This is a genomic window from Lentilactobacillus diolivorans DSM 14421, from assembly GCF_001434255.1.
Taxonomy (GTDB): domain Bacteria; phylum Bacillota; class Bacilli; order Lactobacillales; family Lactobacillaceae; genus Lentilactobacillus; species Lentilactobacillus diolivorans.
Genome location: NZ_AZEY01000107.1, coordinates 26,110 through 52,760, shown reverse-complemented (window position 1 = coordinate 52,760; position 26,651 = coordinate 26,110). Strand labels below are relative to the sequence as shown.

The 26,651-nt window shown below is 41.4% G+C and carries 29 protein-coding genes and 1 tRNA gene; 21 read left to right on the top strand and 9 right to left on the bottom strand.

Annotated elements, in window-relative coordinates:
* Nucleotides 1–19 precede the first annotated feature (19 nt).
* From FC85_RS14110 to FC85_RS14045, 14 genes are all read left to right on the top strand, one after another.
* Nucleotides 20–487 carry a MarR family winged helix-turn-helix transcriptional regulator gene (locus FC85_RS14110; RefSeq protein WP_057866153.1) on the top strand — a complete coding sequence of 156 codons (468 nt, stop codon included), beginning with the start codon at nucleotides 20–22 and terminating at the stop codon, nucleotides 485–487.
* Entirely contained in the window at nucleotides 484–1,467 is a 984-nt protein-coding gene (locus tag FC85_RS14105; RefSeq protein ID WP_057866152.1) for a beta-ketoacyl-ACP synthase III, read from the top strand. Before FC85_RS14110 ends, FC85_RS14105 begins: the two co-directional genes overlap by 4 nt.
* A gap of 67 nt (nucleotides 1,468–1,534) precedes the next feature.
* On the top strand, nucleotides 1,535–1,774 hold the full coding sequence (locus tag FC85_RS14100) for an acyl carrier protein (protein WP_057866183.1): 240 nt from the start codon (nucleotides 1,535–1,537) through the stop codon (nucleotides 1,772–1,774).
* Between the two features lie 9 nt (nucleotides 1,775–1,783).
* Nucleotides 1,784–2,698 carry an ACP S-malonyltransferase gene (locus FC85_RS14095; RefSeq protein ID WP_056986344.1) on the top strand — a complete coding sequence of 305 codons (915 nt, stop codon included), beginning with the start codon at nucleotides 1,784–1,786 and terminating at the stop codon, nucleotides 2,696–2,698.
* Nucleotides 2,698–3,429, top strand: coding sequence for a 3-oxoacyl-[acyl-carrier-protein] reductase (fabG, locus tag FC85_RS14090; RefSeq protein WP_057866151.1), 732 nt, complete (start codon nucleotides 2,698–2,700; stop codon nucleotides 3,427–3,429). The genes FC85_RS14095 and fabG overlap by 1 nt, the downstream gene beginning before the upstream one ends.
* Before the next feature lie 20 nt (nucleotides 3,430–3,449).
* Nucleotides 3,450–4,679 (top strand): beta-ketoacyl-ACP synthase II, encoded by a 1,230-nt coding sequence (fabF, locus tag FC85_RS14085; RefSeq protein WP_057866150.1) that lies wholly within the window; start codon nucleotides 3,450–3,452, stop codon nucleotides 4,677–4,679.
* Nucleotides 4,680–4,683: 4 nt separating this feature from the next.
* Nucleotides 4,684–5,160 (top strand): acetyl-CoA carboxylase biotin carboxyl carrier protein, encoded by a 477-nt coding sequence (gene accB / locus FC85_RS14080; protein WP_056973865.1) that lies wholly within the window; start codon nucleotides 4,684–4,686, stop codon nucleotides 5,158–5,160.
* Between the two features lie 6 nt (nucleotides 5,161–5,166).
* On the top strand, nucleotides 5,167–5,583 hold the full coding sequence (locus FC85_RS14075; RefSeq protein WP_057866149.1) for a 3-hydroxyacyl-ACP dehydratase FabZ family protein: 417 nt from the start codon (nucleotides 5,167–5,169) through the stop codon (nucleotides 5,581–5,583).
* A gap of 72 nt (nucleotides 5,584–5,655) precedes the next feature.
* Nucleotides 5,656–7,035, top strand: a complete 1,380-nt coding sequence (locus tag FC85_RS14070; RefSeq protein ID WP_057866148.1) for an acetyl-CoA carboxylase biotin carboxylase subunit — start codon at nucleotides 5,656–5,658, stop codon at nucleotides 7,033–7,035.
* Nucleotides 7,016–7,858: an acetyl-CoA carboxylase carboxyltransferase subunit beta gene (locus tag FC85_RS14065; protein ID WP_057866147.1), complete on the top strand. Its 843-nt coding sequence runs from the start codon at nucleotides 7,016–7,018 to the stop codon at nucleotides 7,856–7,858. The genes FC85_RS14070 and FC85_RS14065 overlap by 20 nt, the downstream gene beginning before the upstream one ends.
* Nucleotides 7,851–8,621: a carboxyltransferase subunit alpha gene (gene accA / locus FC85_RS14060; protein WP_057866146.1), complete on the top strand. Its 771-nt coding sequence runs from the start codon at nucleotides 7,851–7,853 to the stop codon at nucleotides 8,619–8,621. Before FC85_RS14065 ends, accA begins: the two co-directional genes overlap by 8 nt.
* Nucleotides 8,622–8,649: 28 nt before the next feature.
* Nucleotides 8,650–9,408: an enoyl-ACP reductase FabI gene (fabI, locus tag FC85_RS14055; RefSeq protein WP_056973839.1), complete on the top strand. Its 759-nt coding sequence runs from the start codon at nucleotides 8,650–8,652 to the stop codon at nucleotides 9,406–9,408.
* A gap of 437 nt (nucleotides 9,409–9,845) precedes the next feature.
* The gene (locus FC85_RS14050) at nucleotides 9,846–10,838 is read left to right on the top strand and encodes a biotin--[acetyl-CoA-carboxylase] ligase (protein WP_057866145.1); all 993 of its coding nucleotides are present in this window, start codon (nucleotides 9,846–9,848) and stop codon (nucleotides 10,836–10,838) included.
* Between the two features lie 81 nt (nucleotides 10,839–10,919).
* Nucleotides 10,920–11,459 (top strand): biotin transporter BioY, encoded by a 540-nt coding sequence (locus FC85_RS14045; protein ID WP_056973834.1) that lies wholly within the window; start codon nucleotides 10,920–10,922, stop codon nucleotides 11,457–11,459.
* 273 nt (nucleotides 11,460–11,732) lie between these two features.
* Here FC85_RS14045 and FC85_RS14040 read toward each other — a convergent pair whose 3' ends face one another.
* A complete protein-coding gene (locus FC85_RS14040) occupies nucleotides 11,733–13,088 on the bottom strand; it encodes a gluconate:H+ symporter (protein WP_057866144.1) in 1,356 nt (451 codons plus the stop codon).
* A gap of 123 nt (nucleotides 13,089–13,211) precedes the next feature.
* A complete protein-coding gene (gntK, locus tag FC85_RS14035) occupies nucleotides 13,212–14,792 on the bottom strand; it encodes a gluconokinase (protein ID WP_057866143.1) in 1,581 nt (526 codons plus the stop codon).
* 314 nt (nucleotides 14,793–15,106) lie between these two features.
* Between gntK and FC85_RS14030 the strand changes: the two genes are divergently transcribed.
* Both FC85_RS14030 and FC85_RS14025 read left to right on the top strand, forming a co-directional pair.
* Nucleotides 15,107–15,952, top strand: coding sequence for a MurR/RpiR family transcriptional regulator (locus tag FC85_RS14030; RefSeq protein ID WP_057866182.1), 846 nt, complete (start codon nucleotides 15,107–15,109; stop codon nucleotides 15,950–15,952).
* A gap of 32 nt (nucleotides 15,953–15,984) precedes the next feature.
* Complete coding sequence (locus tag FC85_RS14025) at nucleotides 15,985–16,758, top strand: GH25 family lysozyme (protein WP_057866142.1); 774 nt, start codon at nucleotides 15,985–15,987, stop codon at nucleotides 16,756–16,758.
* A 340-nt stretch (nucleotides 16,759–17,098) separates the two neighbouring features.
* On the opposite strand, the gene FC85_RS14020 is transcribed toward FC85_RS14025, so the two are convergent.
* Nucleotides 17,099–17,479 (bottom strand): DUF4828 domain-containing protein, encoded by a 381-nt coding sequence (locus FC85_RS14020; RefSeq protein ID WP_147008532.1) that lies wholly within the window; start codon nucleotides 17,477–17,479, stop codon nucleotides 17,099–17,101.
* 127 nt (nucleotides 17,480–17,606) lie between these two features.
* Between FC85_RS14020 and FC85_RS14015 the strand changes: the two genes are divergently transcribed.
* The 3 genes from FC85_RS14015 to FC85_RS14005 all read left to right on the top strand — a co-directional run bounded on the left by FC85_RS14015 (nucleotide 17,607) and on the right by FC85_RS14005 (nucleotide 20,043).
* Complete coding sequence (locus FC85_RS14015) at nucleotides 17,607–18,608, top strand: Gfo/Idh/MocA family protein (protein ID WP_057866181.1); 1,002 nt, start codon at nucleotides 17,607–17,609, stop codon at nucleotides 18,606–18,608.
* A gap of 16 nt (nucleotides 18,609–18,624) precedes the next feature.
* The gene (locus FC85_RS14010) at nucleotides 18,625–19,917 is read left to right on the top strand and encodes a DEAD/DEAH box helicase (RefSeq protein ID WP_057866180.1); all 1,293 of its coding nucleotides are present in this window, start codon (nucleotides 18,625–18,627) and stop codon (nucleotides 19,915–19,917) included.
* Nucleotides 19,918–19,970: 53 nt separating this feature from the next.
* Nucleotides 19,971–20,043, top strand: a tRNA-Arg gene (locus tag FC85_RS14005).
* Nucleotides 20,044–20,170: 127 nt separating this feature from the next.
* Here FC85_RS14005 and FC85_RS14000 read toward each other — a convergent pair.
* Entirely contained in the window at nucleotides 20,171–20,674 is a 504-nt protein-coding gene (locus FC85_RS14000) for a cupin domain-containing protein (RefSeq protein WP_057866140.1), read from the bottom strand.
* A gap of 45 nt (nucleotides 20,675–20,719) precedes the next feature.
* Nucleotides 20,720–21,679, bottom strand: a complete 960-nt coding sequence (locus FC85_RS13995) for a zinc-binding dehydrogenase (protein WP_057866139.1) — start codon at nucleotides 21,677–21,679, stop codon at nucleotides 20,720–20,722.
* Between the two features lie 240 nt (nucleotides 21,680–21,919).
* Here FC85_RS13995 and FC85_RS13990 point away from each other — a divergent pair, with 240 nt between their 5' ends.
* Together FC85_RS13990 and FC85_RS13985 are read left to right on the top strand one after the other, a co-directional pair.
* Complete coding sequence (locus FC85_RS13990; protein ID WP_057866138.1) at nucleotides 21,920–22,762, top strand: transporter substrate-binding domain-containing protein; 843 nt, start codon at nucleotides 21,920–21,922, stop codon at nucleotides 22,760–22,762.
* 9 nt (nucleotides 22,763–22,771) lie between these two features.
* Nucleotides 22,772–23,437 carry an amino acid ABC transporter permease gene (locus FC85_RS13985; protein WP_147008530.1) on the top strand — a complete coding sequence of 222 codons (666 nt, stop codon included), beginning with the start codon at nucleotides 22,772–22,774 and terminating at the stop codon, nucleotides 23,435–23,437.
* A gap of 338 nt (nucleotides 23,438–23,775) precedes the next feature.
* Here the strand turns inward: FC85_RS13985 and FC85_RS15910 are convergent, their stop codons facing one another.
* Genes FC85_RS15910 through FC85_RS13970 form a run of 4 tightly spaced genes read right to left on the bottom strand, consistent with a single transcriptional unit; the run spans nucleotide 23,776 to nucleotide 26,588 of the window.
* Entirely contained in the window at nucleotides 23,776–23,922 is a 147-nt protein-coding gene (locus tag FC85_RS15910) for a hypothetical protein (RefSeq protein ID WP_169788447.1), read from the bottom strand.
* A 42-nt stretch (nucleotides 23,923–23,964) separates the two neighbouring features.
* Entirely contained in the window at nucleotides 23,965–24,384 is a 420-nt protein-coding gene (locus FC85_RS13980) for a GtrA family protein (protein WP_057866137.1), read from the bottom strand.
* 4 nt (nucleotides 24,385–24,388) lie between these two features.
* Nucleotides 24,389–25,336, bottom strand: a complete 948-nt coding sequence (locus tag FC85_RS13975) for a glycosyltransferase family 2 protein (RefSeq protein ID WP_057866136.1) — start codon at nucleotides 25,334–25,336, stop codon at nucleotides 24,389–24,391.
* Nucleotides 25,337–25,355: 19 nt separating this feature from the next.
* Complete coding sequence (locus tag FC85_RS13970; protein WP_057866178.1) at nucleotides 25,356–26,588, bottom strand: aminopeptidase; 1,233 nt, start codon at nucleotides 26,586–26,588, stop codon at nucleotides 25,356–25,358.
* Nucleotides 26,589–26,651: the final 63 nt, after the last annotated feature.

Sequence of the window (26,651 nt, the reverse complement as noted above, 5' to 3'; positions counted from 1 at the left end):
GAATGAGGAGATTTAATGAATGAATTCGACGAGTGATGAAATTAAAGATGATTACAATTTCATAAGTGAGGCTTTGATAGATATTTATGATCAGATAATGCGAATTGAAGAGAGTGAAATTCGAAAGAGTCAATTTAAGGACATCACTGCAAAAGAATTGCATCTTATTCATACAATTGGCCTTCATGATCGGAAAACAACTTCAGAAGTATCACGTGTTTTGAAGTTAAGTAAAGGGACGTTAACTGCCAATCTTAATAACCTTGAGAAAAAAGGCTACATCATTCGAATGATTAACCAACAGGACCGTCGGATTATCAACCTTGGGCTGACGAGTAAGGGCAGATTGCTTTATCGCGCCCACTATGCGTTTCATCGCCAGTTGGTTGAAAGTTGCTTAAAGGGATTTGACGGATCCGATATTCGAAAGATGCGACAGGCATTGGTTAACGTTGAGAAATTTATTGACGAGGTTTCATCAAAATGAAATTTGAAGATTTCAAAATAGTAGCTACGGCGAGTCAAGTGCCTGAGCGAGTTGTTGATAATCATGAACTTTCAACGATGATGGACACCTCTGATGAGTGGATCGTTAAGCGAACGGGCATTAAGCGGCGGCATATTGCCGTTACTGAAACCACGAGCTCACTTTGTACCAGCGTTGCTCAGCAACTACTTGCTCAAAGTGAACTGCAGCCTGACGATATTGATTTGATCGTTGTTGCAACCATGTCACCTGATTATTTAACACCTTCTACCAGTGCAACTGTGCAAGGAAACATTGGTGCTACTAAGGCGATGGCGTTTGATATTGATGCAGCCTGCTCAGGGTTTGTTTATGGATTGAAGCTAATTCGGCAAATGCTGATGGCAGATCATAAAAAGAATGCCATTTTAATTGGTGGTGAAACGTTAAGTAAGCTTTTGGATTGGTCTGATCGATCCACTGCCGTTTTGTTTGGTGATGGTGCCGGTGGGGTTTTGGTTACGAACGAGACAACTGCTGATGGGTCATATCTTGCAGATAGTATGACAACCCTTGGCAGTCTTGGTGGCTATTTAACGGCTGGTAAGACTGGTCAGCCATCACCATTTTCATCAGATCACCAACCATTCAAGCCGTTCTTTAAGATGAATGGTCGGCGTGTTTATCAATTCGCGGTTAAGAATGTTCCCGATTCGATTAACCATGCATTATCGGTGGTTAAATTAGCACCGACAGATGTTGACCACTATGTCCTTCATCAAGCGAACGTTCGAATTGTCGAGCGGATTGCGGATGAACTCGAGCTGCCAATGACCAAATTTCCGGTTAACATCGGTGAATTTGGGAATACCGCTGCTGCCAGCGAACCGATTTTGTTGGATCAGCTAGTAAAACACAACATTATCAAACGTGGCGATACAATTGCGTTAAGTGGCTTCGGTGGTGGCTTAACAGTTGGAACCATGTTACTGACTTATTAACGATATTGCTCATAGAAAATTAATTAATCAAATTAAAAACAAACAACTATATTGGAGGAAATTAATGATGACTAAAGAAGAAGTATTTAACAAGGTAAAGGATATTATCGTGGACCAATTGGATGTTGATGCAGACAAAATTAAAGAAGACACTAATTTTAAGAATGATCTTGATCTTGACAGTTTGGATATCTTCGAAGTTGTTGACAAAATTGAAGATACTTATGATATCGAAATTGAAACTGACGAAGGTATGGAAACTGTTGGTGATTTGGTAGATTACGTTCTTAAACAACAAACTAAGTAGGTTGATACTTTGAGATTAAGTTATTTATTTAGCGGTCAGGGAAAACAATTTCCCGAGATGGGGCAGGACCTTTACCAACAAGAGGTAATTTATCGTCAAACCATTGAGGAAGCTTCTGCCGCACTTAATATGGATTTGAGTAAATCAGAGGTTATGGATGATCCCAATAATGTCCAGGTCGCCATTGTCGCAATGAGTACCGGTATTTTTCGGATTCTTGAAAAAGAATTCGGATCACCAGTGGGCGCTGCTGGATTAAGCCTTGGCGAATATAGCGCAATTATAGCTGCTCGTGGTGTTCAGTTTGCTGATGCGCTAAAGCTGGTTCGTGATCGTTCTCGCTATATGGATAAAGCAGGAAAAGATCATCCGGGTAAAATGGCAGCTGTTCTTAAGGCAAACGCTGATTTAGTCCGTGAAGCCTGCCGGGTTGGTGCTCAAGCAGGTGATATTTACCCAGCTAATTTTAATACCGATTCGCAGATTGTTATCGGGGGTACACAGGCCGGTTTGGACGCAGCAACCACTTATCTTCATGAACATGGGATTAAGCGGGTTGTTCCGTTAAAAATGACGGTTGCTTCTCATACTCCGTTTATGCAAGAAGCAAGTGATTTATTAGCTGATCGAATTCAAACCGTTGACTTTCATGAGTTTAAGTTTCCTGTTATTAGTAATACAACAATGACCCAATTTGATGTTGCCAATATGAAACAGACGCTGGTTGACCAGTTGGTTAATCCGACCCATTTTATTGATTGCCTCAAAGCCTTAGTCAATTTGGGCAGTGATACGATGATTGAAATCGGTCCGGGTGATACGTTGATGAAGTTTGCAAAGTCATTATCAACTGTTGACACACTACATATTGATAGTGTTAAGACATTGAATGATGTCAGATCAAATGTAAAGTTGGTGAAATAATGAGTGAAGCAAAACAAATTGCTTTAGTAACCGGTGCCGCAAAGGGGATCGGGTTAGCGATTGCCAAAAGGCTTTCAAAAGATGGTATGACAGTTGTTTTAAATACGCACCATGCTTTAGATGATGATGTGAAGCAGCAATTAAGTGATCAGGGAGTTACTTTTGATAATTTGGTTGGCGACGTGGCCAACGAAGATGATGCCCAAGCAATGATTGACAGTTTGCTGGAAAAGTATGGTCAAATTGATGTTTTAGTAAACAATGCGGGCATTAACCGCGACAAATTATTGAGCCGCACTAAGCTGTCGGATTTTAAGGCAGTTATTGACACAAATTTAATTGGCGCGTTTAACATGACCAAGTTTGCAATGAAGTCAATGCAAAAGAGTCGTTCTGGTGTCATTGTCAACATTTCCAGTATTTCAGGCTTGCATGGTAATATTGGGCAGGCTAATTATTCCGCTAGTAAAGCTGGACTAGTCGGTTTGACAAAAACAGCCGCTCGTGAAGGAGCTTTACGTAATATTCGTTGTAATGCTGTTGCTCCGGGAATGATTGAAACCGATATGACTGGAAAAATGAGCGAACGTCGTCAAAAAGAATTCACTGATCAAATTCCGTTGAAACGATTTGGCCGACCGGATGAAATTGCCGACGCAGTTTCGTTCTTGGTGCATAATGGTTATTTAACAGGTCAAGTCATCACAGTTGATGGTGGATTAACAATTTAATTGCTAAAGGAGACAAATTCATGAACAGAGTCGTTGTTACTGGAATGGGTGCCGTTACCCCACTCGGAAATGATGTTGATAGTTTTCTGACCAACTTATTAAATTCGAAGGTTGGCATTAATAAGATTACCAAATTTGATGCAGAAGCAACTGGAATTTCTGTTGCCGGTGAAGTCAAGGACTTTGACGCAATGAAGCGCTTGGACCGAAAAACCGCAAAGCGAAATGATCTGTTTGTCAATTACGCGCTATATAGTGCTCACGAAGCGATGGAAATGGCTGGCTTGAATGAAGACAATATCAAACCAGAGGAACTAGGCGTTATTTATGGTTCAGGAATTGGTGGTTTGACGACCATTCAAGAGCAAGTCATCAAAATGCACGACAAAGGACCTAAGCGGGTATCACCTCTCTTTGTGCCTAATTCCATTGTTAATATGGCTGCCGGTGATATTTCAATTGCCTTCAAAGCCCGTAACACCAGTCAAGCTATTGTGACTGCCTGTTCGTCAGGGACTAATGCAATTGGCAATGCCTTTGAATATATTAAAGAAGGAAAAGCTGAGGCAATGATTGCAGGCGGAACTGAAGCTTCAGTAAATGAAATTGGTATTTCAGGATTTGCTGCAATTACGGCATTATCGAAGACCGAAGATCCAATGAAAGCGTCAATTCCGTTTGATAAAGACCGAAATGGTTTTGTAATGGGTGAAGGTTCTGGAACCCTGGTCTTGGAAAGTTATGACCATGCCAAAGCACGTGGCGCTAAGATTCTTGCTGAGATTGTTGGTTATGGAACGACTAGTGATGCTTACCATATGACAGCGCCTGATCCAGAGGGAACCGGAGCTAAACGGGCAATGCAAATGGCCATTGACGAGGCTGAAATTGATGCCACTGATGTTGACTATATTAACGCGCACGGAACAAGTACTCATGCCAATGACAGCGCTGAATCCAAGGCAATCAATGCGGTCTTCTCAAAGAATGATCATGTTAAGGTAAGCAGTACCAAAGGGATGACTGGCCACGCATTGGGCGCAGCCGGTGCGATTGAGGCTGTTGCAACAATTGGCGCAATCCAAAGAAACCAAATGCCGGTAAATGTGGGTGTTGTTAACCAAGATGAAGAATGTGATGTTGATTTAGTTGATGACACCAATAAGAAAACAACTGTTAACTATGCAATCAGTAACTCATTTGGATTTGGAGGACACAACGCTGTAATTGCATTTAAGGGATGTGATTAAAGTTATGGACGAGAAGGAAATTGAACGGTTATTAGATAAGTTTGATAAATCATCACTCAAAAACTTTGAGTTAACACAGGATGATTTTAAATTGGCATTGAGTAAACGTGAGGCTGGTGACCAAGTTGTTGTAGGTGAGCCAACATTAACAACACCTAATGACACTGTTAGCGCACCTAAACCGACGTCAAAACAATCACAGAATGAATCAACAACGCCAGCTGTTAATTCGGCAGCTGATGTCGCCGAAATTAAAGCACCGCTGGTAGGTGTTATCTATTTCGCGCCAAGTCCCGATAAGCCTGCCTTTAAAAAGCAGGGCGATAAAGTTGAAAAAGGGGACGTTGTCTGCGTTATTGAAGCAATGAAGATGATCAATGAAGTTAAGAGTGATGTTTCAGGAACAATTTCAAATATCTTGGTTGAGGATGGCAGTATGGTTGAGTATGATCAACCACTGTTTCAAGTTAAGAAGGGATAGATAATAATGACACCCAACGTAAATGATGTGATTCCCCAACGCTATCCTTTTGAAATGATTGACCGCTTTTTGGATGTTCAAGCAGGTGTTAAGGCAAGATCGGTGAAACTGATTTCCATTAATGAATGGTTCTTTGCCAACCAGCCGGTTAACCGGTTAGTTGTCCCACGGCCAATTATGATTGAGGCAATGGCTCAGACTGGGGTTGCTGCCATTCTGTCATTACCAAAATATCAAGGGAAAAATGTGCTTTTTGGCGGCATAAAAAACGCCACTTTTCAAGATGATTTTCGACCAGGCGACCGGTTAATCTTTGAAGTGGAAATGAAAAAGCTCAAAATGAACATTGGATTAGGTCACGGATCGATTATTCGAGACGGTCAAGTGATTTGTGAGGCCGACCTGATATTTGCGGTGGAATGAGAAACCTGGCTCATTTCGGGAATGAATCCAAATGGCGTTCCAAAACGTTTTTAAGTACAAGAAGGTGAGCATATGTTTAAAAAAGTATTAGTGGCAAATCGTGGCGAAATTGCTGTGCAAATTATCAGAGCACTTCATGACATGAATATTGAAGCAGTTGCTGTTTATTCCAGTGCTGATAAGGAGAGCTTGTTTGTTCATTTAGCTGATGAGGCGATCTGTATTGGCGGTGCCCAGCCGAGTGATTCTTATTTAAATATGGCCCAAATTATTAGTGCCGCAACTTTAACTGGTTGTGAAGCCATTCATCCCGGGTATGGGTTTCTCTCTGAGAATGCTGAGTTTGCGGAAATGTGTGAGTCTTGTCATATCCAATTCATTGGTCCTAGCCATCAATTGATTTCACTGATGGGTGACAAGGCTAACGCCAGAGAGGCAATGAAGTCCGCGGGCGTTCCAGTGATCCCTGGTAGCGAGGGTGATGTCACTTCAGTTGATCAAGCTGAACGGATTGCTGAAAAAATTGGTTTCCCAGTTTTATTGAAATCCGCTGCCGGTGGTGGTGGTAAAGGTATCCGTGAGGTTGATCGACCAGAAGAACTTCGTGATTCATTCGAGCAGTGCCAACGTGAGGCCAAGGCATCATTTGGTGATGATAGTATGTATGTCGAAAAACTAATCCGAGATGCCAAACATGTTGAAATGCAGGTGATTGCGGATAATTTTGGCCACGTCGTCTATTTACCGGAACGTGATTGTTCTCTGCAACGAAATCATCAAAAGGTAATTGAAGAAAGTCCATGTATTTTGATTTCTCCTGAAGAACGTCAGGAATTAGGTGAAATTGTTGCCAAGGCAACGCTTAAACTTGGTTATACAAATACTGGGACCTACGAATTCCTGATGGATCACGATCACCATTTTTACTTTATGGAAATGAATACTCGTCTTCAGGTTGAACATACGATTACCGAAGAAGTTACCGGCATTGAGCTGGTAAAGGGGCAGTTAGCCGTTGCTGCTAATGAAGTATTACCCTTTGTTCAAGCAGATGCGACTGTTAAGGGACATGCTTTGGAGTGTCGATTAAATGCCGAAGACCCCGAAAACAACTTTGCTCCTCAACCCGGGAAAATTACCCATTTATTTTTCCCTGATGGGTCATTGGGTGTCCGAATTGATGCTGGTGTGACCAACGGCAGTTTTATTTCACCTTTTTATGATTCAATGATCGCTAAATTAATCGTTCATTTAAATGACCGGAATGCGGTCATTGCGAAGATGAAACGGGTGTTAAGCGAGCTTGAAATTACTGGTGTCATAACCAATCAAGCCTTTTTATATGAGTTGGTTACATCTGATCGATTTAAACAGGGAACCTACTCAACTAGTTTTATTGAAAATGATGTTCTTGCTGGTAGGAGGGGATTAAATGCTGCAAAGTCGGTTTAAAATGCCCAGTCGTGATGAATTAAAAAAGCGAATGGATAAAATCCCCGATAACTTAATGAAAGAATGCCCAATTTGCCATACAACGTTTTTTTCGATGAGAATGGGCAAGCAGCGAACCTGCCCTAATTGTGGATTTGGTTTTCGAATTACGGCTCGCAGGCGGGCTAAGATTACGTTTGATACCTTTGACGAAATGGATGCAGACGTAACGGTTCCCGACCAATATGACGATAAGAAGTATCGGGGTAAAATTGCAAAAGCAAAAAAGGTAACCGGAATTAAGGAAAGTGTCTTGACTGGAATCGGGTCACTGGATCATCAAAAAGTGGTGGCCGGAATTATGGACCCATTCTTTATCATGGGTAGTCTTGGAAGTGCCACTGGTGAAAAAATTGTTCGATTGTTCGAAAAAGCAACCACTGAAAAGTTGCCGGTTGTCATGTTTACGGCTTCTGGTGGTGCGCGGATGCAGGAAGGGATCAAGTCACTGATGCAAATGGCAAAGGTGTCCCAGGCTGTTGAGGCTCACAGCAAAGCCGGACTGTTTTATCTGGTGGTTCTTTGTGATCCAACGACTGGTGGCGTTACTGCCAGTTTTGCAATGCAGGGCGACATTATTTTAGCCGAATCTCATGCTTTGGTTGGATTTGCTGGTCGCCGAGTCATTGAACAAACAATTATGAAGCAGCCACCCAAGAATTTTCAAAGGGCTGAAACTGTTTTGGATCACGGCTTTATCGATGCGATTGTTCCGCGGACCAATTTAAAGCAGACAATCTCTCAATTATTGCGACTGCATCAGAGGGAGGCTAGTCATGGCTAAAAAAACAGCTTATCAACGTGTTCAGGCAGCCCGTGACAGTCATAAAATTTCAACGGATGAACTCATTCGTGGTTTGACAACTGATTTTTTTGAACTCCATGGAGATCGGTCTGATGGCGATGATCAAGCAGTAATCGGTGGCATTGGATTGTTAAAGGATGTACCGATTACAGTGGTTGGGATTCGTAAGGGTGCTGATACGGAAGAAAATATCAAGCGTCATTTCGGTAGCCCTGAACCGGAAGGCTATCGTAAAGCGCTTCGATTAATGCAACAGGCGGAAAAATTCCATCGACCGATTTTGGCGCTGGTGAATACGCCTGGCGCTTGGCCGGATGTGGATGCTGAATATCACGGTATTGGCTCTGCAATTGCCAAGTGCTTACAAGTGGGCATGCAACTAAAGGTACCCTACATTAGTATCATTGTTGGCGAAGGTGGTAGTGGTGGCGCGATTGCGCTTGCCTGTGGCGACAAAGTATTTATGTTTGAAGATAGTATTTATTCCGTTTTGTCACCTGAAGGCTATGCCAGCATCATGTGGAAGGATTCATCAAAGGTTCAGCAAGCAGCTGAAGCCTTAAATTTAACACCAGAATGGTTACAAGAAAATGGTATTATTGATCAGATTATTCATGAATACCACTCTGGTGAGAATTTAGGCCCACTACGTGACTTTCTGGCAAATCAGTTTAATGAACTGGCCAATTTACCGATTGGCGAGTTATTACGCCAACGTGAGCAACGTTACCGGAATTTTTAAAAGAAAAATTATTTGGAGGCCGAATTAAATGAGTGGCTTTTTAGATGGAAAAACAATTGTGATCATGGGGGTCGCAAATAAACGCAGTATTGCTTGGGGATGTACCCAGGCAATTATTGATCAAGGCGCTAAGGTTATTTTAACTTATCAAAATGATCGAATTAAGAAGAGCTTACAACGATTTGTTCCTGAAGATTCAGAATTAGTAGAATGTGACGTTGCTGATGATGACAACATTAAAAATGCATTCGAAGAGATTGGTAATAAGTATGGCAAAATTGATGGTGTGATTCATGCAATCGCTTATGCTGACCGTGAGACATTGACGTCTGGGCTGGTACATACTACTCGTGAAGGATACGATTTGGCTCAAAACATTAGTGCCTACTCATTGATTGCAGTGAGTCGTTATGCACAACCAATCCTAAATGACCCTTCAAGTATTGTAACTTTGACTTATTTTGGTTCAACTCGGGCCATTCCAAATTACAATATGATGGGTGTTGCCAAAGCGGCCTTGGAAGCCAACGTTCGCTATTTAGCTTCAGATTTAGGGGTGAATGGGATTCGAGTAAACGCAATTTCTGCGGGTGCGGTTAAGACATTAGCAGTTACCGGCATTAAGCATCATGGTGAATTGTTAAAGGAATCGGAGTCGAGAACCGTTGATCAAAAGAGCGTTACAACAACCGAAATCGGAAATGTGGCTGCCTTTTTGATGAGTGATCTGGCAACTGGAATGACCGGCGACGTGGTTTACGTTGATAAGGGTGTGCATCTTATTTAAAGAGAGTGATCAAATCAGCGGTTAGATCCCAGAATATAAGCCAGCCCATCTAATATTCTGGTTTTGAATATTAGATGGGCTGGCTTATATGGCCGGGAGCTGCTGATTTGATCACGTTTCCGCTAAGGAACATTGGCAGGCTGTCTAATATTCTGGTTTTGAATATTAGATGGGCTGGCTTATATGGCCGGGAGCTGCTGATTTGATCACGTTTCGGCTAAGAAACATCGGCAGGCTGTCTAATATTCTGGTTTTGAATATTGGATGGGCCGGCTTATATGGCCGGGAGCTGCTGATTTGATCACGTTTCGGCTAAGAAACATCGGCGAGTTCTCGGCATTCTGGTTTTGAATTCCGACCTTGGTTTATCTTATGTGTAAAACTAATAGATTATCGACGAAGAATGGGATCTTGATTTAAGAGTGAGGTAAGGACAAATGATGGATCATCAGGCTCAAATTTTACATGCATTGTTAGCGGCCGACCATCGCTACGTTTCAGGAAATGAACTTGCCCGGCAGTTTAAGATTAGTCGTCCGGCAGTGTATAACAATATTTTGAAACTGGAACGTTGTGGTCATCAAATTGATACGAAAAAAGGTTTGGGATATTGCTATGAGCAGTCTGGATGTTTAAATTCTCAAGTCATTAATCATTATCGCACGACAACGTATCCGGTTGATGTCCAGACATTTGACACCTTAACTTCAACTAATGATTTTGCTAAGCAATTTTGCAGTTCCCGAGTTGTGACTCGTGCCCAGGCTTTTGTGACTGACACGCAAACTAGTGGCCATGGCCGCTTGGGGCGTCATTTTTATTCACCTCGTCATAGTGGTATTTACATGAGTATACTTGTGCCAATTCAAAATCGGGATACCATTCATTCTGGTTTAATTACAACCAGCACCGCCGTTTGTGTTGTTCGGGCATTAAAACAATTTTTTCCCCAAGTCGATTTTCGGGTTAAGTGGGTTAATGACATTCTAGCCCATGATAAAAAATGTGGGGGCATTTTAACCGAAACGATTTCCAGCTTAGAGGATGGATCCCATGAAAATGTGATTGTTGGTATTGGTTTAAACATTGATTCTAATCATTATCCAGATGATATTAAACATAAAGCCGGCTCAATTGTGATCCAAAGCCAAATTGATCGCAATCGAATCGTTGCCAGTATCATTGATAATTTCTTTTATATGTATCAGACTTATCGAACGGGCAGCTTTTTAAAAGCCTATTCTGAACTATCGGAAACGCTTGGTCAAAAGATTGAGGTTGTTATGGGGACAAGAACCATTACCGGTGTTGCACGTCATTTTAATGATGAAGGCGCATTGGTGATTCAAGAAGAAAATGGTAAGTTAATCACAGTGGCTAGTGGTGAAGTAACTAAGGTTTATTTACCGGGAAATGGCTATCATGGTTAGCCATTCTTTTTTGATAGCATGGTTAATCCAAACTCATAATTTGGTTAACCATTAAAATAATAAATGATGGGATAATTATCAATGAAAATAAAAGAAATCGTTCAAACATCGTTAATTGCTGCAACAATTATTATTTTAGGGATGATTCCACCGTTGCCACTAGGAATCATTCCGGTACCAGTGGTAATGCAAAATCTGGGAATTATGCTGGCTGGAGCGTTGTTGGGATCAAAACGAGGAACCATTGCAGTTGCACTTGTCCTGTTACTTGCATTAATTGGTTTTCCGGTATTAAGTGGTGGTTCAGCGGGGCCGGCTGTTTTTGTTGGACCAACTGGTGGTTATCTGTTTGGGTGGCTAATGGCACCTTCAATCATGGGATATGGTCTTTCACAGCCCTTTGTCAATCGCGCATGGTCAAAGATGGCTGTTATTTGGCTGGTTGGCGTCTTATTTGTTGATTTGGTTGGCTCAATTTGGTTATGGCTAGTCAGCCCGATTTCATTGGTTAATTCACTGATCTCAAATTTGGCCTTTATTCCTGGTGATACGTTAAAGTCGATCGCTGTTTATCTGGTTGCGGTTCGGGTTCAGGCATTGACGCATGTTTCTACCCGCTAGCCTAAGAAGATTATGTTTTTAGCACTTTTTTATTAATAATAAAAGGAGGATGGGATAATAGTCATTTATCCCATCCTCTGTTCGTGTAAACACGATTGTTATCGAGCGAAAACGCGGGACAAAAGGCAACTCCCGGCCGTGTAACTGAATTATCCAAATATTCAAGTTCAGAATATTCGGATAATCCAATTACACTCTGGAAGTTAAACGCCTTTTGCCCCGCTCTGCTTCTTTATTATTGAATTAAATTAATTTTAAATAAATGGCGAATGATTAATGGAAGAAGACGTTGAGAATCATAACCATGCCAATCCCGACAACGGAAATGATCGATTCCAAAACAGTCCATGTTTGTAATGTTTGTTTGATTGTTAAATCAAAATATTCTCTAAACATCCAGAAGCCGGCATCATTAACATGTGATGCGGCAAGTGAACCAGCACCGATGGCTAGAACCATTAAAGCAGGATCAACACCTGACTGTGCCATTAATGGAGCCACAATTCCGGCAGCGGTTAATGATGCAACGGTTGCTGATCCAAGGGCAATTCGAAGCACAACCGCAATTAACCAGCCAAGAATTAATGGTGACATTGACGAGCCTAAGAAAATTTTAGCAACTTCTTTACCAACACCACCATCAATGAGGACTTGCTTAAACGCACCACCACCACCAATAACTAATAGCAGCATTGCGATTGATTTAACGGCGTTTTCAAGTGATTCCATAATTTGGGCAGTTGTTCGTTTTCGAGCCCAACCCATTGTCCACATTGCGAAGAATAATGAAATTAACATTGCGATACTTGGTGATCCAATGAATTCAATAATTGAATCAAGCATGGATGGATTCTTAGGTTCGGCACCGCCATTAACTGTCATTTTGTAAATTGTCGCAATGGCAAGTAAGATAACAGGGAACAAAGCAGTTAAAACTGATAAGCCAAACGACGGTGACTTTTCAGGACTGTATTCCTTGACTTCACCAATTGAAGAAAGGTTTCCCTTTCGATCAAAAGCAGCCGGAGCGAACTTGCGGGCGAGCTTTGAGAACAACGGACCGGCAATGTAGGCAGCGATTAGAGCAATTACAAAGCCGAAAATTAAGACACGACCATCATTTGCTCCCAAGACTTGCGCGATGGCAACTGGTGCTGGATGAGGCGGCAAGAATCCGTGGGTAACTGACAATGCGGCAGCCATTGGAATCCCCAAATAAAGAATTGGAACGCCAGCCTCAACAGTAATTGCGAAGACGATTGGAACCAGTAAAACCATCCCAACTTCAAAGAATAACGCAATCCCTAAAATAAATGAAGCGAGCATAACGGCGATTTGCAGCCGCTTGCGACCAAATTTATTAATCAGGGTGTGAGCAATCATATAAGCACCACCGGAATCGGAAACCAGTCGGCCAAGCATGGCACCAAACCCAAAGACCATTGACAGTTCACCTAATTGGCTTCCAATCCCATTAGTGATTGAATCCGCAATTTTACCAAGTGGCATGCCCAGCATAACCGCGGTGATTGCAGCAGTTAATACCAACGAAACGAAGGTATTAATTTTAAATTGAATAATTAGAACCAGTAAGATAATGATTCCAATTAAAAGTGCAATTAATTGCATATTATCGATCCCCTTTCAATTTCTATAAATTATTTTAAACGATAAACTAACGACCCATTTAGCTTAGAATTCCCAATATTATTGGTCATAGAAAATTTAACCATAGTCTGCTAGCCAAAAAGATTACTGTTCTTTACTGGAGGAAGCGTCCTTTTGAGCGGCCTCATCTTCATGCTCATGACGACGCTGGTAATCCGCGATGTTCTTATATTCGGGTTCAAGTGACCGGCTTAACCGGATATAAATCGGAATGAGCTCGCGATAAGCAGTAAAGTTCTTTGGATTTGGATGGTGAACGACGGTTGTCCCGACAAATTTGGAAACATCGGTCAAACTGTCAATCAATCCTAGGCTATACATACCTAAAGTGGCAGCTCCTAAAGCAGTACTTTCAAAGCTTTCTGGAATGGCAACGTCCTGCTCAAAAATATCTGTTAACATTTGTCGCCAAAGTGCAGAACGGGCGAAGCCGCCATTGGCCTGAATACTGGTTGGCCGGCCGACAACTTCTTCAAGTGCCAGCATAACGGTGTATAAGTTATAAACGATTCCTTCAAGAACAGCTCGGATCATGTGTGCTCGAGTGTGAGTCCGGTTTAAACCAAAGAATGATCCCCGAGCATTAGCATCCCAAATTGGGGCACGTTCACCACCCAGGAACGGGAAGAACAGTAACCCATCAGAACCAGCAGGGACTTTGGCTGCAATTTGAGTTAACAAGTCATAAGGATCAATGTGCATTTGTTCTGCAGTTACCTTTTCAGGGGCACAGAGCTGATCACGAACCCAACGGAAGACAACACCACCATTGTTAACCGGACCACCAATTACCCACATGTTTTTGGCCAAGTAGTAACAGAATACTCGGGCCTTTGGATCAGTGTGGGGCTTATCAGTAACAACCCTGACAGCACCGGAAGTACCGATTGTAACGGCAACAACACCTGGTTGAATGGCGTTAACGCCAAGGTTTGCTAATGGACCGTCGGAGGCTCCGATGATGAATGGCGTATTGATATCAATACCAAGAACCTTAGCGTATTCTTCATGCATCCCTTTTAGTTGATATGTGGTGTCAACCAATTCCGGAAGTTGATCGCGTGAAATTCCGGCAAGCTTTAGGGCTTGATCGTCCCAATCCAAGTTATAGATATTAAACATTCCAGTTGCATTGGCAATTGAATAGTCCTCCTTCAAAACGCCGAATAGTTTATGGAGGATATATTCTTTAATCCCAACGAACCAACGAGCCTGGTTAAATAAGTCGGCGTGATCGTTTCGCAGCCAAATTAGCTTAGTCAACGGTGTCATTGGATGAATTGGGGTTCCGGTATGTTGGTAGATTTCCATTCCTTCCGGGCTGGCTTTTAATGCATCAGCATATTTAACGGCCCGGTTATCGCCCCAAGTAATGGCGCGGGTGAGGGGCTTGTAGTCATCATCCAACAAAATGAGACTGTGCATGGCACAGGAAAGTGCGACCCCCTTTAACTCACCTGGCTTGAGATTGGCTTTTCTTAAGAGCTCGGTAATCCCATCAGACATTGCTGAAAAGATTTCTTCGGGATCTTCTTCGGCCATATCCGGCGTATCTTGGTACAATGGGTAACCATTATTGGCGTAACCATGAACTTTTCCCTTAACGTCGTAGAGAACCGTTTTCACACTAGTGGTTCCGATATCAACACCTAGTGTATAATCCATTTATATGACTTCCCTTCCATGATTGGTTTAGTAATAAAAGCAGCTGGTCAACACATTAATTAGTTAAAAAATAATAGCTGATCCATCGTTTAAAATAAGCAAAACTCAGAGCTGACACGGTACCGCTTCCAATTTAATCTAGCATGTTAACTGATATACTTCAAACAAATGCAACAATTATTTTATAATCAAATGTAACCGCCCACAACGTTTAACTATTATATGAAAAACAGTTTCACAATGCAACTATTTTGTTGTAAAATATTTACATGAAAAGAATTCGGCTTCTATAGGAAAGATGAAAGGTGATCAAAATGAGCTCGCCAGTTCAATTATTAAAACAATCATTCGATGAATTAAGTAGGACCAATAAAAAGATTGCAAAATATGTCATTGAGAATTCGCAAGCTGCTTCAGAGGCAAATATTGAGGATTTGGCAGAAGTAACGGAAACATCAACGGCTTCTGTTTCAAGATTAGTTAAAACATTAGGCTACAATAATTTCCGAGAATTTACTTTAGCCCTTGCATATACACAGCTTCGACCACAGAACCTGCCAATTTTCAAAGATATAGACGCTAACGACACTTTGTCGACAATTGCTGATAAGATCTTTACCAGCTCACAAAGAGCGCTCAGGGACACGAGAGAGGGCATTGAAGAGTCGGAGTTTGCCCGTTCCGTATTAAGAATTATTCATTGTCGTCGATTGGGACTGTTTGGCTTGGGAGGATCGTCGGTAGTTGCTCTGGACGGTTATCACAAGTTCTTACGAACTTCAATTGACTGTTTTTATTATCCAGACTTTGACGTACAGCTCATGGAAGCTGTAAAATTGGGAGAGAACGACTGTGCAATTGTCATTTCCCATTCTGGCAAGAATCGGCAAACGTTGAAGATTGCCGAAACGTTGAAGAAACGACGGGTACCAATTATTGGGATTACGAGTTATCGAGATTCACCGCTCGCCAACCATAGTGATATTACATTTATTTCTTCAAGTGATGAATCGAATTATCGCTCTGAAGGGATGTATTCATTGCTTGCTCAAATGACGATCGTCGATACATTATTTATGATGGCGGCAGTTCGAATGGGACCAGCAACTGAAGACACAATTCGCAACGTTCAAAATATTATTGAAAGTACCCGTGGCTAGTATAAGCTGCGCTAACTGAGATGACCATTTAGATGAAGCGTAAAGATATCCAACCAATATATGCTGAAACATACCGAAGACGTAAACGCACGCGTAAGGTTGTGTTCGGCATTTTTTTGTTGATTCTGGTGCTGGGATCGATAGGTTACGCCTGGCGATGGCATCAAAAACAGATTTTAGAAAAATACCCAATCCGTGGTGTTAGTATTAATCAAAATAATGGTTATATTGACTTTGAAAGTTTGAAAAATCGTGGGGTCCGCTTTGTATACATCAAGGCGACTCAGGGCGCTGCCTTTACTGATGATAGTTTTTTAAGCAATTTTCAACGCAGCCAGGGCTCTCAGTTGCCGGTTGGCGTTTATCACTACTTTAGTTTTAGCAGTTCACCAACTGCTCAATTCAAAAATTTTGTGCGGCAGGTAAAGTTTAATACCGGTAGTTTGCCAATTTGTATTACGATCCAGTATTATGGCACTTATAACGAAGACTCAGTCCATTGGCAGTCGGCTCGTAAGAATATGAGGTCCTTAGTACACAAAATGCGACGTTATTATCAGCGTCCAGTTGTCATTTCAGCAACGCGCAGTATTCTTTCACGTCTTGAAATTCAGGCGAGTGCCAAACGTCAATTTTGGGTAACTGATGGTCAGCTAGGACGACCAAATGGAGATGCAACGTTTCTGCAGGCAACTAATAAGCAGGATTTTCGCTTGGATCATCAGGTTGTTTTCTTGCCAATGGCTGTCTTTAACGGAAATACGAAACAGTGGCATCAGTATTTGGATGAGCAGGTGGGAAGTTAGTAAAAGACAGAGGGCGACACAAGGCGGTTAGCCTCCAGAATTTAAAGGACTTCCCGCAATATTCTGGGCTTGAGAATATTGCGGGAAGTCCTTTAAATGGCCGGGGGCTGCCTTGTGTCATGTGTTTTTAGTTGAGCAGCTCTCCCAAAATTCGATTTGGAAATCATGGGGTAAGGGACTTAACCTGGCTAGAATTTTAAAAAACCAGTTTGATTGAATACTCATAAAGGCACCTACATTTTAGAAAAGCGATAAATTTTGGGCGTAAAAAAAGATTGAAGCAACCTTGTTATTTGTTTCAATCTTTGTAATCTCAAATTAGTTATTCGAATAATTGGTTTTATTTGGCCGGGCCGGTCATCTTGGCCTGATTCTTACCGTTGTAAAGATCATAGGTGTCATTTTCTGATTCATCGTAAAATTTAATTGGCCTTGCTTCATTTCCCCGAATTTCAAGCTTGTAGCCAAATTTATCAATGTATGATAATTCATATCTGGTAAGTGACGATACTTTAGCTGAGAGGTTCTCGCCATCAATAGTTAACTTTAAATCTGGGCCAATTTGAATTTTGTGAACTCGATTTCGTCGATCCGAAAAGAACCATGTTCCGGCGAAGAACAGCGGGTCAACGGTTGACGGGTCCCGTTTGGTTGACTTAGGCGCATGAAACAGCCCAATCAAAAAAGAAATTAAAAAAATGATGATACTTCGCTTTCGCATGATAAACATCCCCTAGAATATATTCGATACTCATTATAGCGGATTTAGTTAACCATATGGGGTAATTCAAGTGTTCATTTGGTTAAAAGCTTGTTACAATTCAGTTAAAGGAAAGGTGGTCGTTAAAATGATTGAGTTAGGGATTATTGGGACGAATTGGATTACGCAGCAGTTTGTTGACGCAATCAAGCTGGCTAAGACTTATGAACTAGTGAGTGTGTATTCCCGAAAACTGGGGACTGCAAAGTCCTTTGCTAAAGGTAATGGTGCCAAAGAGACTTTTGATGATTTAAAGAAGTTCTTCAAGGATGGAAAATTTGACACTGTTTATATTGCATCTCCGAATAGCCTTCATTTTGAGCAGGCAAAATTAGCCATTGAAAGCGGTAAAAATGTCATTGTTGAAAAACCGGCATTTAGTAATCAAAAGCAAATGACTGAAATTCAGGAATTACTATTCGATCACCCCTCTGTTTTGTTTTTTGAGGGAGCTAGAAACGTTCACACGCCTAATTTTCAAGCAATGGAAGATCAACTTGGAAAAATGAAAATTGTCCAAGGTGCTGAATTTACTTATTCAAAATATTCATCCCGTTATGACAAAGTACTGGGTGGCGAAGAACCAAATGTCTTTTCGTTAAAATATGCGGGCGGTGCCCTTCAAGACCTGGGCGTATATACGGCCTATGATGCTGTTGCTTTGTTTGGAATGCCGGAAGAGGTTGCTTACTTTCCGCAATTGATTCGAACAGGGGTTGATGGCAAGGGAACGGCTATTTTGAAATATCCAGAATATACAGTAACATTGAATTTTTCAAAGATTTCGAATTCAACGATGCCATCTGAAATTTATGGATTAAAAGATTTTATTCAGCTTGACGATGCCGGTGAAATTGAAAAGGTAACTTATACTGATGCTAGTGGGGAACAGCATTTGCTTAGTGGTGAAAAATTAGCCAACCCAATGTTACCTGAAGCCCAGGATTTTGCCCGCGTGATTAATGATCCAAACAATGAACAAAATAAAAAAGATTATGCATATTGGTGTCAACTGAGTGTTTATGTGAATAAACTCCTTTTCAATCTTCGGCAGGATGCACATATCTCGTTTGTTGGTGACCAAGATTAAGAACGGAGAAAGAATTTTGATAACTGAATTTGAAGAACATGCCAAGGCACTTGGATATAAAGATTTTACCGCAATTCAAAGGGCAGTTTATCAACCTTTAGCTGAGGGTAAAAGTGTGTTGGGATTAGCACCAACCGGTTCAGGCAAAACGGTTGCCTTTGCGTTGCCGCTTCTTGAAAAAATCAAATCGGAAGATGGTTTGTCACTATTGGTGTTGGAACCATCTGCAGAGCTGGCAATGCAAACACAACGGGTATTGCTGGAATGGGGGCAGCTGATTGGCCTTTCGGTGGAAGGGATGATTGGCGGTGTGAATATTAAACGCCAGATTGACCGTTTAAAAAGCCATCCTAATGTGATTGTGGGTACGACTGGCCGGATTACGAATTTGATTGATTTAGGAAAGCTAAAATTGGATTCAGTGCAGTCGATTGTGATCGACGAGGCGGATAATCTCCTCAGTGAAGAAACGTTACCGGAAATTCGGGCTTTGGTTGATTCAGCACCGGAGTCAGCCTCGTTGGGATTCTTTTCTGCGACTAAAAGTGATTTGCTTTCACATATTAACCGTTGGTTTGTTCAAGATATTTTGACTTTTGATGTTACCAAAATTGATGATACGCAGGGAAATGTTAAGCATGGGTTATTAGAAGTTTCAAACCATAAGAAGGAATTAATGTTGTTGAGATTCCTGCATATGAAAGACTTTAAGGCACTAGTTTTCTTTGATCAGATGAATACGCTACAGAAAGTGTCTGGCTTTTTGATTCATCATCACATTCGTGAAGCTGCCAAGTTGACGAGTGAGCAGCGGCAAACATCGCGACAAACTGCATTGAAGGATTTTCGGAAGGGAAAAGTTCGACTGCTGTTAACAACCGACGTTGCGGCCCGTGGCATTGACATCCCTAAACTACCGGCTGTGATTAATTTTGATTTACCTAAGGACCCAAGGACTTATGTCCATCGAGTCGGAAGAACCGGTCGGATGCATCAAGATGGGTTAGTCATTAATATGGGTGATGATCATGATCTGCGAAATTTAAAACAATTAGTTCGTGGCGATGGTTATGAGTTAACAAAGATTTATTTTGATGAGAATCAGCTTTCAGATACACGCCCAAGTCACCCAGTGGAAACGGGAGATTCAGAAGCGAAACAAAAGAAAAATGTCAAAAAATCATCTGATGATCGTACAAACGGTCGAAAACCTGTTTCTCATAAATCGCCGGTCGGCCATCATGAAGGTAAACGCAAGCACAAACATTCCAAGCGTAAGGGGATGCATTACAAACGGACCCAGAAATAATTTCTCTTTACAGGTTAACTAATAAATGAGAAAATTAAATTGTGTTTGTTTTTGGCCCCATAGCACAACTGGATAGGGCACCCGCCTCCTAAGCGGTTGATCCCGGTTCGAGTCCGGGTGGGGTCAGTAAAGGAATCATGCGGGTTTAAGAATCATTAATGATGACGGACTGCACTAAAAAGGAGTCCTCTAGAGCAATATAATTTTGTTCTGGAGGGCTCCTTTTTGTCTATAAATGAATAAGTAATCGAGGCTACTGGTTAGTGTCGTCAACTGCAAGGCGATCAATCACCGATCGATGTTGTGGGTACCTGGCTAATAATTTTTCTTTAGAAAGTAGTTCGAAATCACGATAGTCAAAACCGGGTGCAACCATGCAACTCACAAAACCGAAGCTATTTGAATCGCTGACTTCTGACGCAAAAATTGTCTCTTTGGGAACTTTGAACTGCAGTCGCTCACCTGATTGAATGTTTTGCCCCAATTTAACGGCTTGGTAGTGACCATTAGGCGAAATACAATGAATTGTGATGCCTTGGCCGGCGTGAAAATACCACAGTTCATCATGGTTGAGACGATGAAAATGGGAAGGGCTGGTACTATCGAGTAAAAAATAAATGGATGTATAACGATATCGTTGACCACCACTTTCAAGGTCAAAATATTTGTCCTCACTGTGGTAAATTTGTTGATACCAACCACCCTCTGGATGAGGTGTTAGTTGAAATTGTCTAATGTAGTCTTCTTTAGTAGTCATGGTTGAATGGCCTCCGAAGTTATTTTTATTAGAATAGCATATTTATTAAGTTAGCACGACAACTTTGCCAAAACTATCAGGATGATCCAAAGCTGCCTGAGCATTAGGCGTATGTGCGAAATCAAATACTTTGGTGGGTTTAACGTTGATGTGATGACGATCAATTAGACCAATGAGATCATTAAATGTTTTTTCGTTCACAGTGTCTGAACTGAAGATGGTTAGGTAGGCACCAGAAGGGATCTTAAATGGATCAAAATTGTTCATCGTCCATTTCGGATCATCCATCCCACCCAATTCACCTGTATTACAAAGAATGCCGCCAGAATTAAGCAGCTGAAGTGAATTAACTAATGTTGCCGGGCCAACAAGTTCCAAAATTGAATCAAAGTGGGATTTAGTTTGGAGATACCGGTTGCTATCCAGAATTGATTGATCAAACCCGACTGCTTTTAATTGAGCCAATTTATTTTTGCTACGAGTGCTGCCGGTTGTGTTGATAGTTGGGTTCATCGCCTTAGCTAATTTCATAGCAGCAATGCCAACACCACTTGTGGCAGCTCTGATCAATAATGAATTGGCCTGTTGAATTTTCATTGCCAGCAATGAGCCATAGGCGGTGAAATAGGTTTCGGGAATAGCTGCCAATTCCGGCCATGACAAATGCGTGGTAACTGGGTAAATATTGTTATTCGGTAAAAGGGCATATTGGGCATAACTGCCATCAAATTCCCGGCCCATCCCGTGCATAAGTGATACTACTTTTTGACCTTGCGGAAGCCGAGTGGGGTCAGTTGATTCAGCAATCACCCCAACACCTTCAATTCCTAAAATTCGTGGAAAAATCACTGGTGAGTAACCCAGTCGGGTGAAAATTTCAGAACGGTTAATTCCAAATCCTTTAATTTTAACAAGACTCCAACCAGCCCTTACTTTTGGAGTGGTAACATCTTTTAGCTGCAGCTGTTCCGGGCCACCAGCATGACTAATTACAAATGCTTTCAAAGCAGCATCTTCTTCCAATTCATATTAAATTAAGCTTAGTCCTAAGGTTGATCATTTGCCAATGAAATTTTGATGAAAATGGTCAAGAGACAGGAACGTTGTGGGTTGCCGATAACTTTTTGAGTAGCCCATTGATTGTGAAACTTGGTTCAGAAGATTGGTTTTTCCAACCTCACTTGTGAAATCGGTTACACCAACATATAATAGTCTTGGTTTCTAAATTTAAGGAGGATATCATTAATGAAAAAGTTTAAATTTCGTTGGTTGGGAATACTTGCCGTTGTTGGGGCAGCTGCTGTGATATTAACAGGGTGTGGTCAAAAATCATCTTCCAGTTCAAAGGGGCCACTGATTTGTGCGACTTCGGGAACATTGTACCCAACTTCGTTTCATGATGAAAAGAGTAATAAATTAACTGGATTTGACGTTGAGATTGTTCGTGATGTAGCTAAAAAAATGGGCCGGAAAGTTGAATTTAAGGAAATGAGCGTTGATGGTCAATTAACGGCTGTTAAGTCTGGTAAAGCTGACATGGCCGCCAATGATTTTGCGGTTTCACCTGCTCGCAGGAAGCAATTTACCTTATCAACTCCATATAAACATTCATTTGATAGTCTGATTGTTCGTAAAAAGGATAATTCAGGGATTCATTCTTGGGCTGACATTAAAGGAAAGAAAGCAGCTGGAGAAGCTGGTACCAACTATCAACGTTTAGCTAAACAATTGGGTGCCAAGCCGGTTAACTATGATAATGTTTCCAATGATATTTATATGAAAGATGTCAAAAGTGGTAAAACTGATTTAATTATGAATGATTATTATCTGCAAAAATTGGCGTTGGCTGCTGTTCCAAACAATGGGTTAAAAATTTTACCAAATATGTACTTTAGAACCAATGAAGATGGTAAAGGCAGTGGAATTGTTATGAAGAAGGGTAACACTAAGCTTCAGAAGCAAGTTAACAAAGCTTTGGCATCTTTGAAGAAGGACGGGACTCTTAAGAAACTATCAGAAAAATATTATCATGCTGATGTTTCCAAGCAGCCTAAAGTTCATATTTCAAGGACTTTCACGATAAAGTAGGCGATGTGGTTGGACGTTCTTAAATATTTTTCAATTCCAAATTTTTTCAATGCGCCATTAGCTGTTCACTCAATCCCTAAAATTATGGCCGGATTTCCAATGTCGTTATGGTTAACGGTGGTTAGTTTTGGTTGTGCGCTAGTCTTGGGCTTGTTTTTAACCCTGGCTCAGTTAAGTCATTATAAATTACTTCACTGGCCTGCCCGGGCGTTTATTTCATTTATGCGGGGCGTTCCAATGTTGGTACTACTGTTTATTATTTACTTTGGTTTTGGTGCAGATGCATTACCAGCAGCCATTATTGCCTTTACAATTAATTGTAGTGCGTTCGTTTCAGAAGTTTTTCGGTCGTCATTTAGTGCTGTCGATCTTGGCCAGTGGGAGGCTGCTTATTCGTTGGGATTGCCATATCGAAAAGTAATTGCTAAAGTGATTTTCCCACAGGCATTCCAAATAGCTATTCCTGCTTTGGGCAATATTTTACTCGACTTATTCAAAAGTACGTCGCTGGCAGCGATGATCACGGTTAGTGAAATGTTTATGGATGCAAAAATTGTAGCCGGCGCTTACCAAGATTACATGAGTATTTACATTATGATGGCAGTAATCTATTGGTTCTTTTGCTGGTTGATGACAGTTGGCCAAACTCAGTTAGAACACTTTTTAGCTCGTTAGATTATAGCAGGTGCAGGGGTGGGGTGGCTGCTGCGCTGTTCGGATAAATAGAGTGGGCCAGCAAGTGTTTAGACTCCAGAATATAAGCCCCCTGACTTGATATTCCCGATTTTGGAATATTAAGTCAGGGGGCTTGTATGGCCGGGGTCTGCTTGCTGGCCCACGTTTCTGCTAGGTAACAAGTTCAACGAGATATTCTGAATCTGAATATCTCGTTGATTCGGGTACACGCCTGAAAGTTACCTCTTGTCCAGCATGCTCGGTAATAATCGTGATTGAACTGAACTGAACTGAGGCTGGAACAAATGACGATTGTCCCAGCCTCAGTATTTCTTTATTTACATCAGAGCTTTTGCACAAACTACCAGAAGTGCAATTAATATTGCTGACATTGCCAACAGCTTGAAACCGTCATTGCGGGTATAGTAGCCTTCAGGAAATTCTTCGCGGCGTTTCCTGAGCGTTTGTCGATTTAACCGTTGCATATTAAGACCATCCTTTAACTTGTTGATTGGAAAGTTATCCCATTAAGATTCATGATTCTGAAATACCGCCCATTTTGACCAGAAATAATTAACGATAACCACAATCACGTTATCGATAATTTTAACGATCAATTCGTTTCCGCTTAAGAGTGTAATTCCGACGTATAGGATAACCATTTCAAGACCTAAAACTAGTAAACGACCACCAAAAAATGACGCCATTTCTTTTAGGTAATCCAGGACTGACACAGTCTTGGAGTGGAAAACATACGTTTTATTAGATAGATAGGCAACCAAAACGCTGATAAACCACGCAATGGCATTGTTAATCATGTAATTCCAATTGGTGAACCAGTGTAACCCGGCGAAAACACCAAGGTTAACAAGAGTTGTAATGACACCCCAAAAAAGATATGAAATGACTTCGAGGTATTGGTTATAGAGCGTAACTATTTTTTTCATTGGCTTAACGTCTTTCAGCAATGACAAATTTTGGCCGATGCTTGGTTTCTAAGTAGATTTTACCAATATATTTGCCGACAATCCCAAGGCAGAATAACTGAACCCCACTCAGAAATAAAATAATTGAAACTAATGAGGCCCAGCCAGCGACTGACCCTCCAAAGAACAAGGCCCGGATGACAACGAAAAATAGGCCGAAGATCGAAAGAAAGCAAATCCCGCCACCAACTAATGTTGCTAGTTTCAATGGAACATCGGAGAAGTCAACAATGGCTTCCAAAGAATACTCGAACAGTTGGAACAGTGACCATGAGCTGGTTCCGGCAGCCCTGGGGACGCCTTCATATTTGAGATATTTAGTATTAAAACCAACCCAAGAGAAAATGCCCTTACTAAATCGATTGTATTCGGGAAGTTCGAGAATAGCGTCAACGTACTTTCGGCTCATTAACCGATAATCACGAACGTTTTGTTTCATTTGAACACGGGACATTTTATTAATAACTTTATAGAAGCTGGCTGATAAGAAAGCCCGAAGATGCCGCTGCTTTCGGCTTGTTTGGACACAACCAACACAGTCAAAGTCTTGTTTTGGGTCTTCCAAAATGTCAACCATTTGAAGCAATAGCTCAGGTGGATCTTGTAAGTCAACGTCCATGACCGCGACATAGTCGCCATGGGCATTACTGAGGCCGGCTGCAAATGCTGATTCTTTGCCGAAGTTGCGTGAGAATGAGATATAGTGGACTTCATCGGGATGTTGTGCGTTTAATTTTCTCATAATATCCAGTGTTTTGTCCGCAGAGCCATCGTTAATAAATAAATAATCCGGTTTAAATTGTTCAGTGTGCGTTTGGTTTAGTTTATCAAAAACCTTTTCCGTTGTGTTAAAGAAAAGTTCAACCGTTGGCTCTTCGTTGTAACAAGGAACAATTAGACTGATCGTTTTCAAAATAAGTCCTCCAGTAAAATTATGCCCAATTACCATTCTTCATAATCGGGACTTGTTTGCCATCTTTTGTGATACCATCAATCATCATATCGTCTGACCCCATCATAAAATCAACATGAATATCAGACTGATTTAACCCGAGTTGGGTAAGCTCAGCATCGCTTTTAGAAGTGCCGTTTTTTACGCTGAATGGGTAAGCGGCGCCCAGTGCCATGTGATCCGATGCATTTTCATCAAACAAGGTATTAAAGAAAATTGTTTGGGCTTTTGCAATTGGTGAATTCTGAGGTACCAGTGCCACTTCACCTAAGGATCGTGAGCCGGCATCGGTATCGATTAGTTGTCTCAAGAGGGACTGACCAGTTGAGGCGTTTGCATTAATTACCTTACCATCTTTAAAAGTTAATCTGATATTTTTAATGAGTTGACCATTGCTGCTGAGTGGTAATGTTGAGAAAACCGTGCCGTTAATTCGCTGATTATCGGGGGCAGTAAACACTTCTTCTGTCGGTATATTTGGGATGAAAAAATTTCCCGCCAAATCTGTGGCACCAGCCGCCTCCCAAATATGGCCCTGGGGTAATCCCACCGTGATATCGGTTTTATCGGAATAATAATGGAGCTGATCAAACCTTTGTTGATTTAGCCAGTCGGCCCGATCACTGAGAAAGGTGATGTGAGACTGCCAGGCAGATAGTGGATCATCACTGATCACTCTGGCCATCTTAAAAATGGCGTGCCATAATTGATCAGTCGCTTCATGAACAGGTGAATTTGGATACACTAAATGAGCCCACTCAGGACCGGCGGCACCGGCAACGACCCAGCTAATCTGATTATTCATGGTGGCTTTTGTGACGGGCACCTTTACTTTTGTCATCATTTGTTGGTAAGCTTGAATTCGTTTAGAATCAATGCCATCGAATTCGGCTGGGGATTCTGATAATAAGGATAAGCGACTGGCTTTTTTGGCCATTAGTTCTTTAGCTGCCAGTTTTTCAAATTCGTATGGGGTCGATAGACGATCATTAGTGGTGTGTAAAAGAAAATCTTTTTGTAGAATTGAGTCGCGCCATTTAACAATAACCTCATTGGCACCAAGTATGTACGCTGAGTGTGTGATTAACCGGACTAACCGAAATTGCCTCACATTGGCATATAGGATGATTGTCTGATTAGGTTGCACATTTAAGCCAACCTTAGTCAGTAAGTCAGCATATTTTTGAAGTAGTTCATCAAAATTGCCGTTCAGTTTACCCACCTTCCATTCTAATAGATTATGTACATCAACAGATTATACCATATGTTGTTTTTG

Coding starts and splice junctions, on each gene's coding strand:
- FC85_RS14105 (WP_057866152.1), top strand. CDS start 484: ATGAAATTTGAAGATTTCAAAATAGTAGCTACGGCGAGTCAAGTGCCT.
- FC85_RS14045 (WP_056973834.1), top strand. CDS start 10,920: ATGAAAATAAAAGAAATCGTTCAAACATCGTTAATTGCTGCAACAATT.
- FC85_RS15910 (WP_169788447.1), bottom strand. CDS start 23,922: ATGCAACGGTTAAATCGACAAACGCTCAGGAAACGCCGCGAAGAATTT.
- FC85_RS14030 (WP_057866182.1), top strand. CDS start 15,107: ATGAGCTCGCCAGTTCAATTATTAAAACAATCATTCGATGAATTAAGT.
- FC85_RS14020 (WP_147008532.1), bottom strand. CDS start 17,479: ATGCGAAAGCGAAGTATCATCATTTTTTTAATTTCTTTTTTGATTGGG.
- fabG (WP_057866151.1), top strand. CDS start 2,698: ATGAGTGAAGCAAAACAAATTGCTTTAGTAACCGGTGCCGCAAAGGGG.
- FC85_RS14110 (WP_057866153.1), top strand. CDS start 20: ATGAATTCGACGAGTGATGAAATTAAAGATGATTACAATTTCATAAGT.
- accB (WP_056973865.1), top strand. CDS start 4,684: ATGGACGAGAAGGAAATTGAACGGTTATTAGATAAGTTTGATAAATCA.
- gntK (WP_057866143.1), bottom strand. CDS start 14,792: ATGGATTATACACTAGGTGTTGATATCGGAACCACTAGTGTGAAAACG.
- FC85_RS14015 (WP_057866181.1), top strand. CDS start 17,607: ATGATTGAGTTAGGGATTATTGGGACGAATTGGATTACGCAGCAGTTT.
- FC85_RS14025 (WP_057866142.1), top strand. CDS start 15,985: ATGAAGCGTAAAGATATCCAACCAATATATGCTGAAACATACCGAAGA.
- fabI (WP_056973839.1), top strand. CDS start 8,650: ATGAGTGGCTTTTTAGATGGAAAAACAATTGTGATCATGGGGGTCGCA.
- FC85_RS14100 (WP_057866183.1), top strand. CDS start 1,535: ATGACTAAAGAAGAAGTATTTAACAAGGTAAAGGATATTATCGTGGAC.
- FC85_RS14065 (WP_057866147.1), top strand. CDS start 7,016: ATGCTGCAAAGTCGGTTTAAAATGCCCAGTCGTGATGAATTAAAAAAG.
- FC85_RS14075 (WP_057866149.1), top strand. CDS start 5,167: ATGACACCCAACGTAAATGATGTGATTCCCCAACGCTATCCTTTTGAA.
- FC85_RS14050 (WP_057866145.1), top strand. CDS start 9,846: ATGATGGATCATCAGGCTCAAATTTTACATGCATTGTTAGCGGCCGAC.
- FC85_RS14040 (WP_057866144.1), bottom strand. CDS start 13,088: ATGCAATTAATTGCACTTTTAATTGGAATCATTATCTTACTGGTTCTA.
- fabF (WP_057866150.1), top strand. CDS start 3,450: ATGAACAGAGTCGTTGTTACTGGAATGGGTGCCGTTACCCCACTCGGA.
- FC85_RS13980 (WP_057866137.1), bottom strand. CDS start 24,384: ATGAAAAAAATAGTTACGCTCTATAACCAATACCTCGAAGTCATTTCA.
- FC85_RS14000 (WP_057866140.1), bottom strand. CDS start 20,674: ATGACTACTAAAGAAGACTACATTAGACAATTTCAACTAACACCTCAT.
- FC85_RS14070 (WP_057866148.1), top strand. CDS start 5,656: ATGTTTAAAAAAGTATTAGTGGCAAATCGTGGCGAAATTGCTGTGCAA.
- FC85_RS13990 (WP_057866138.1), top strand. CDS start 21,920: ATGAAAAAGTTTAAATTTCGTTGGTTGGGAATACTTGCCGTTGTTGGG.
- accA (WP_057866146.1), top strand. CDS start 7,851: ATGGCTAAAAAAACAGCTTATCAACGTGTTCAGGCAGCCCGTGACAGT.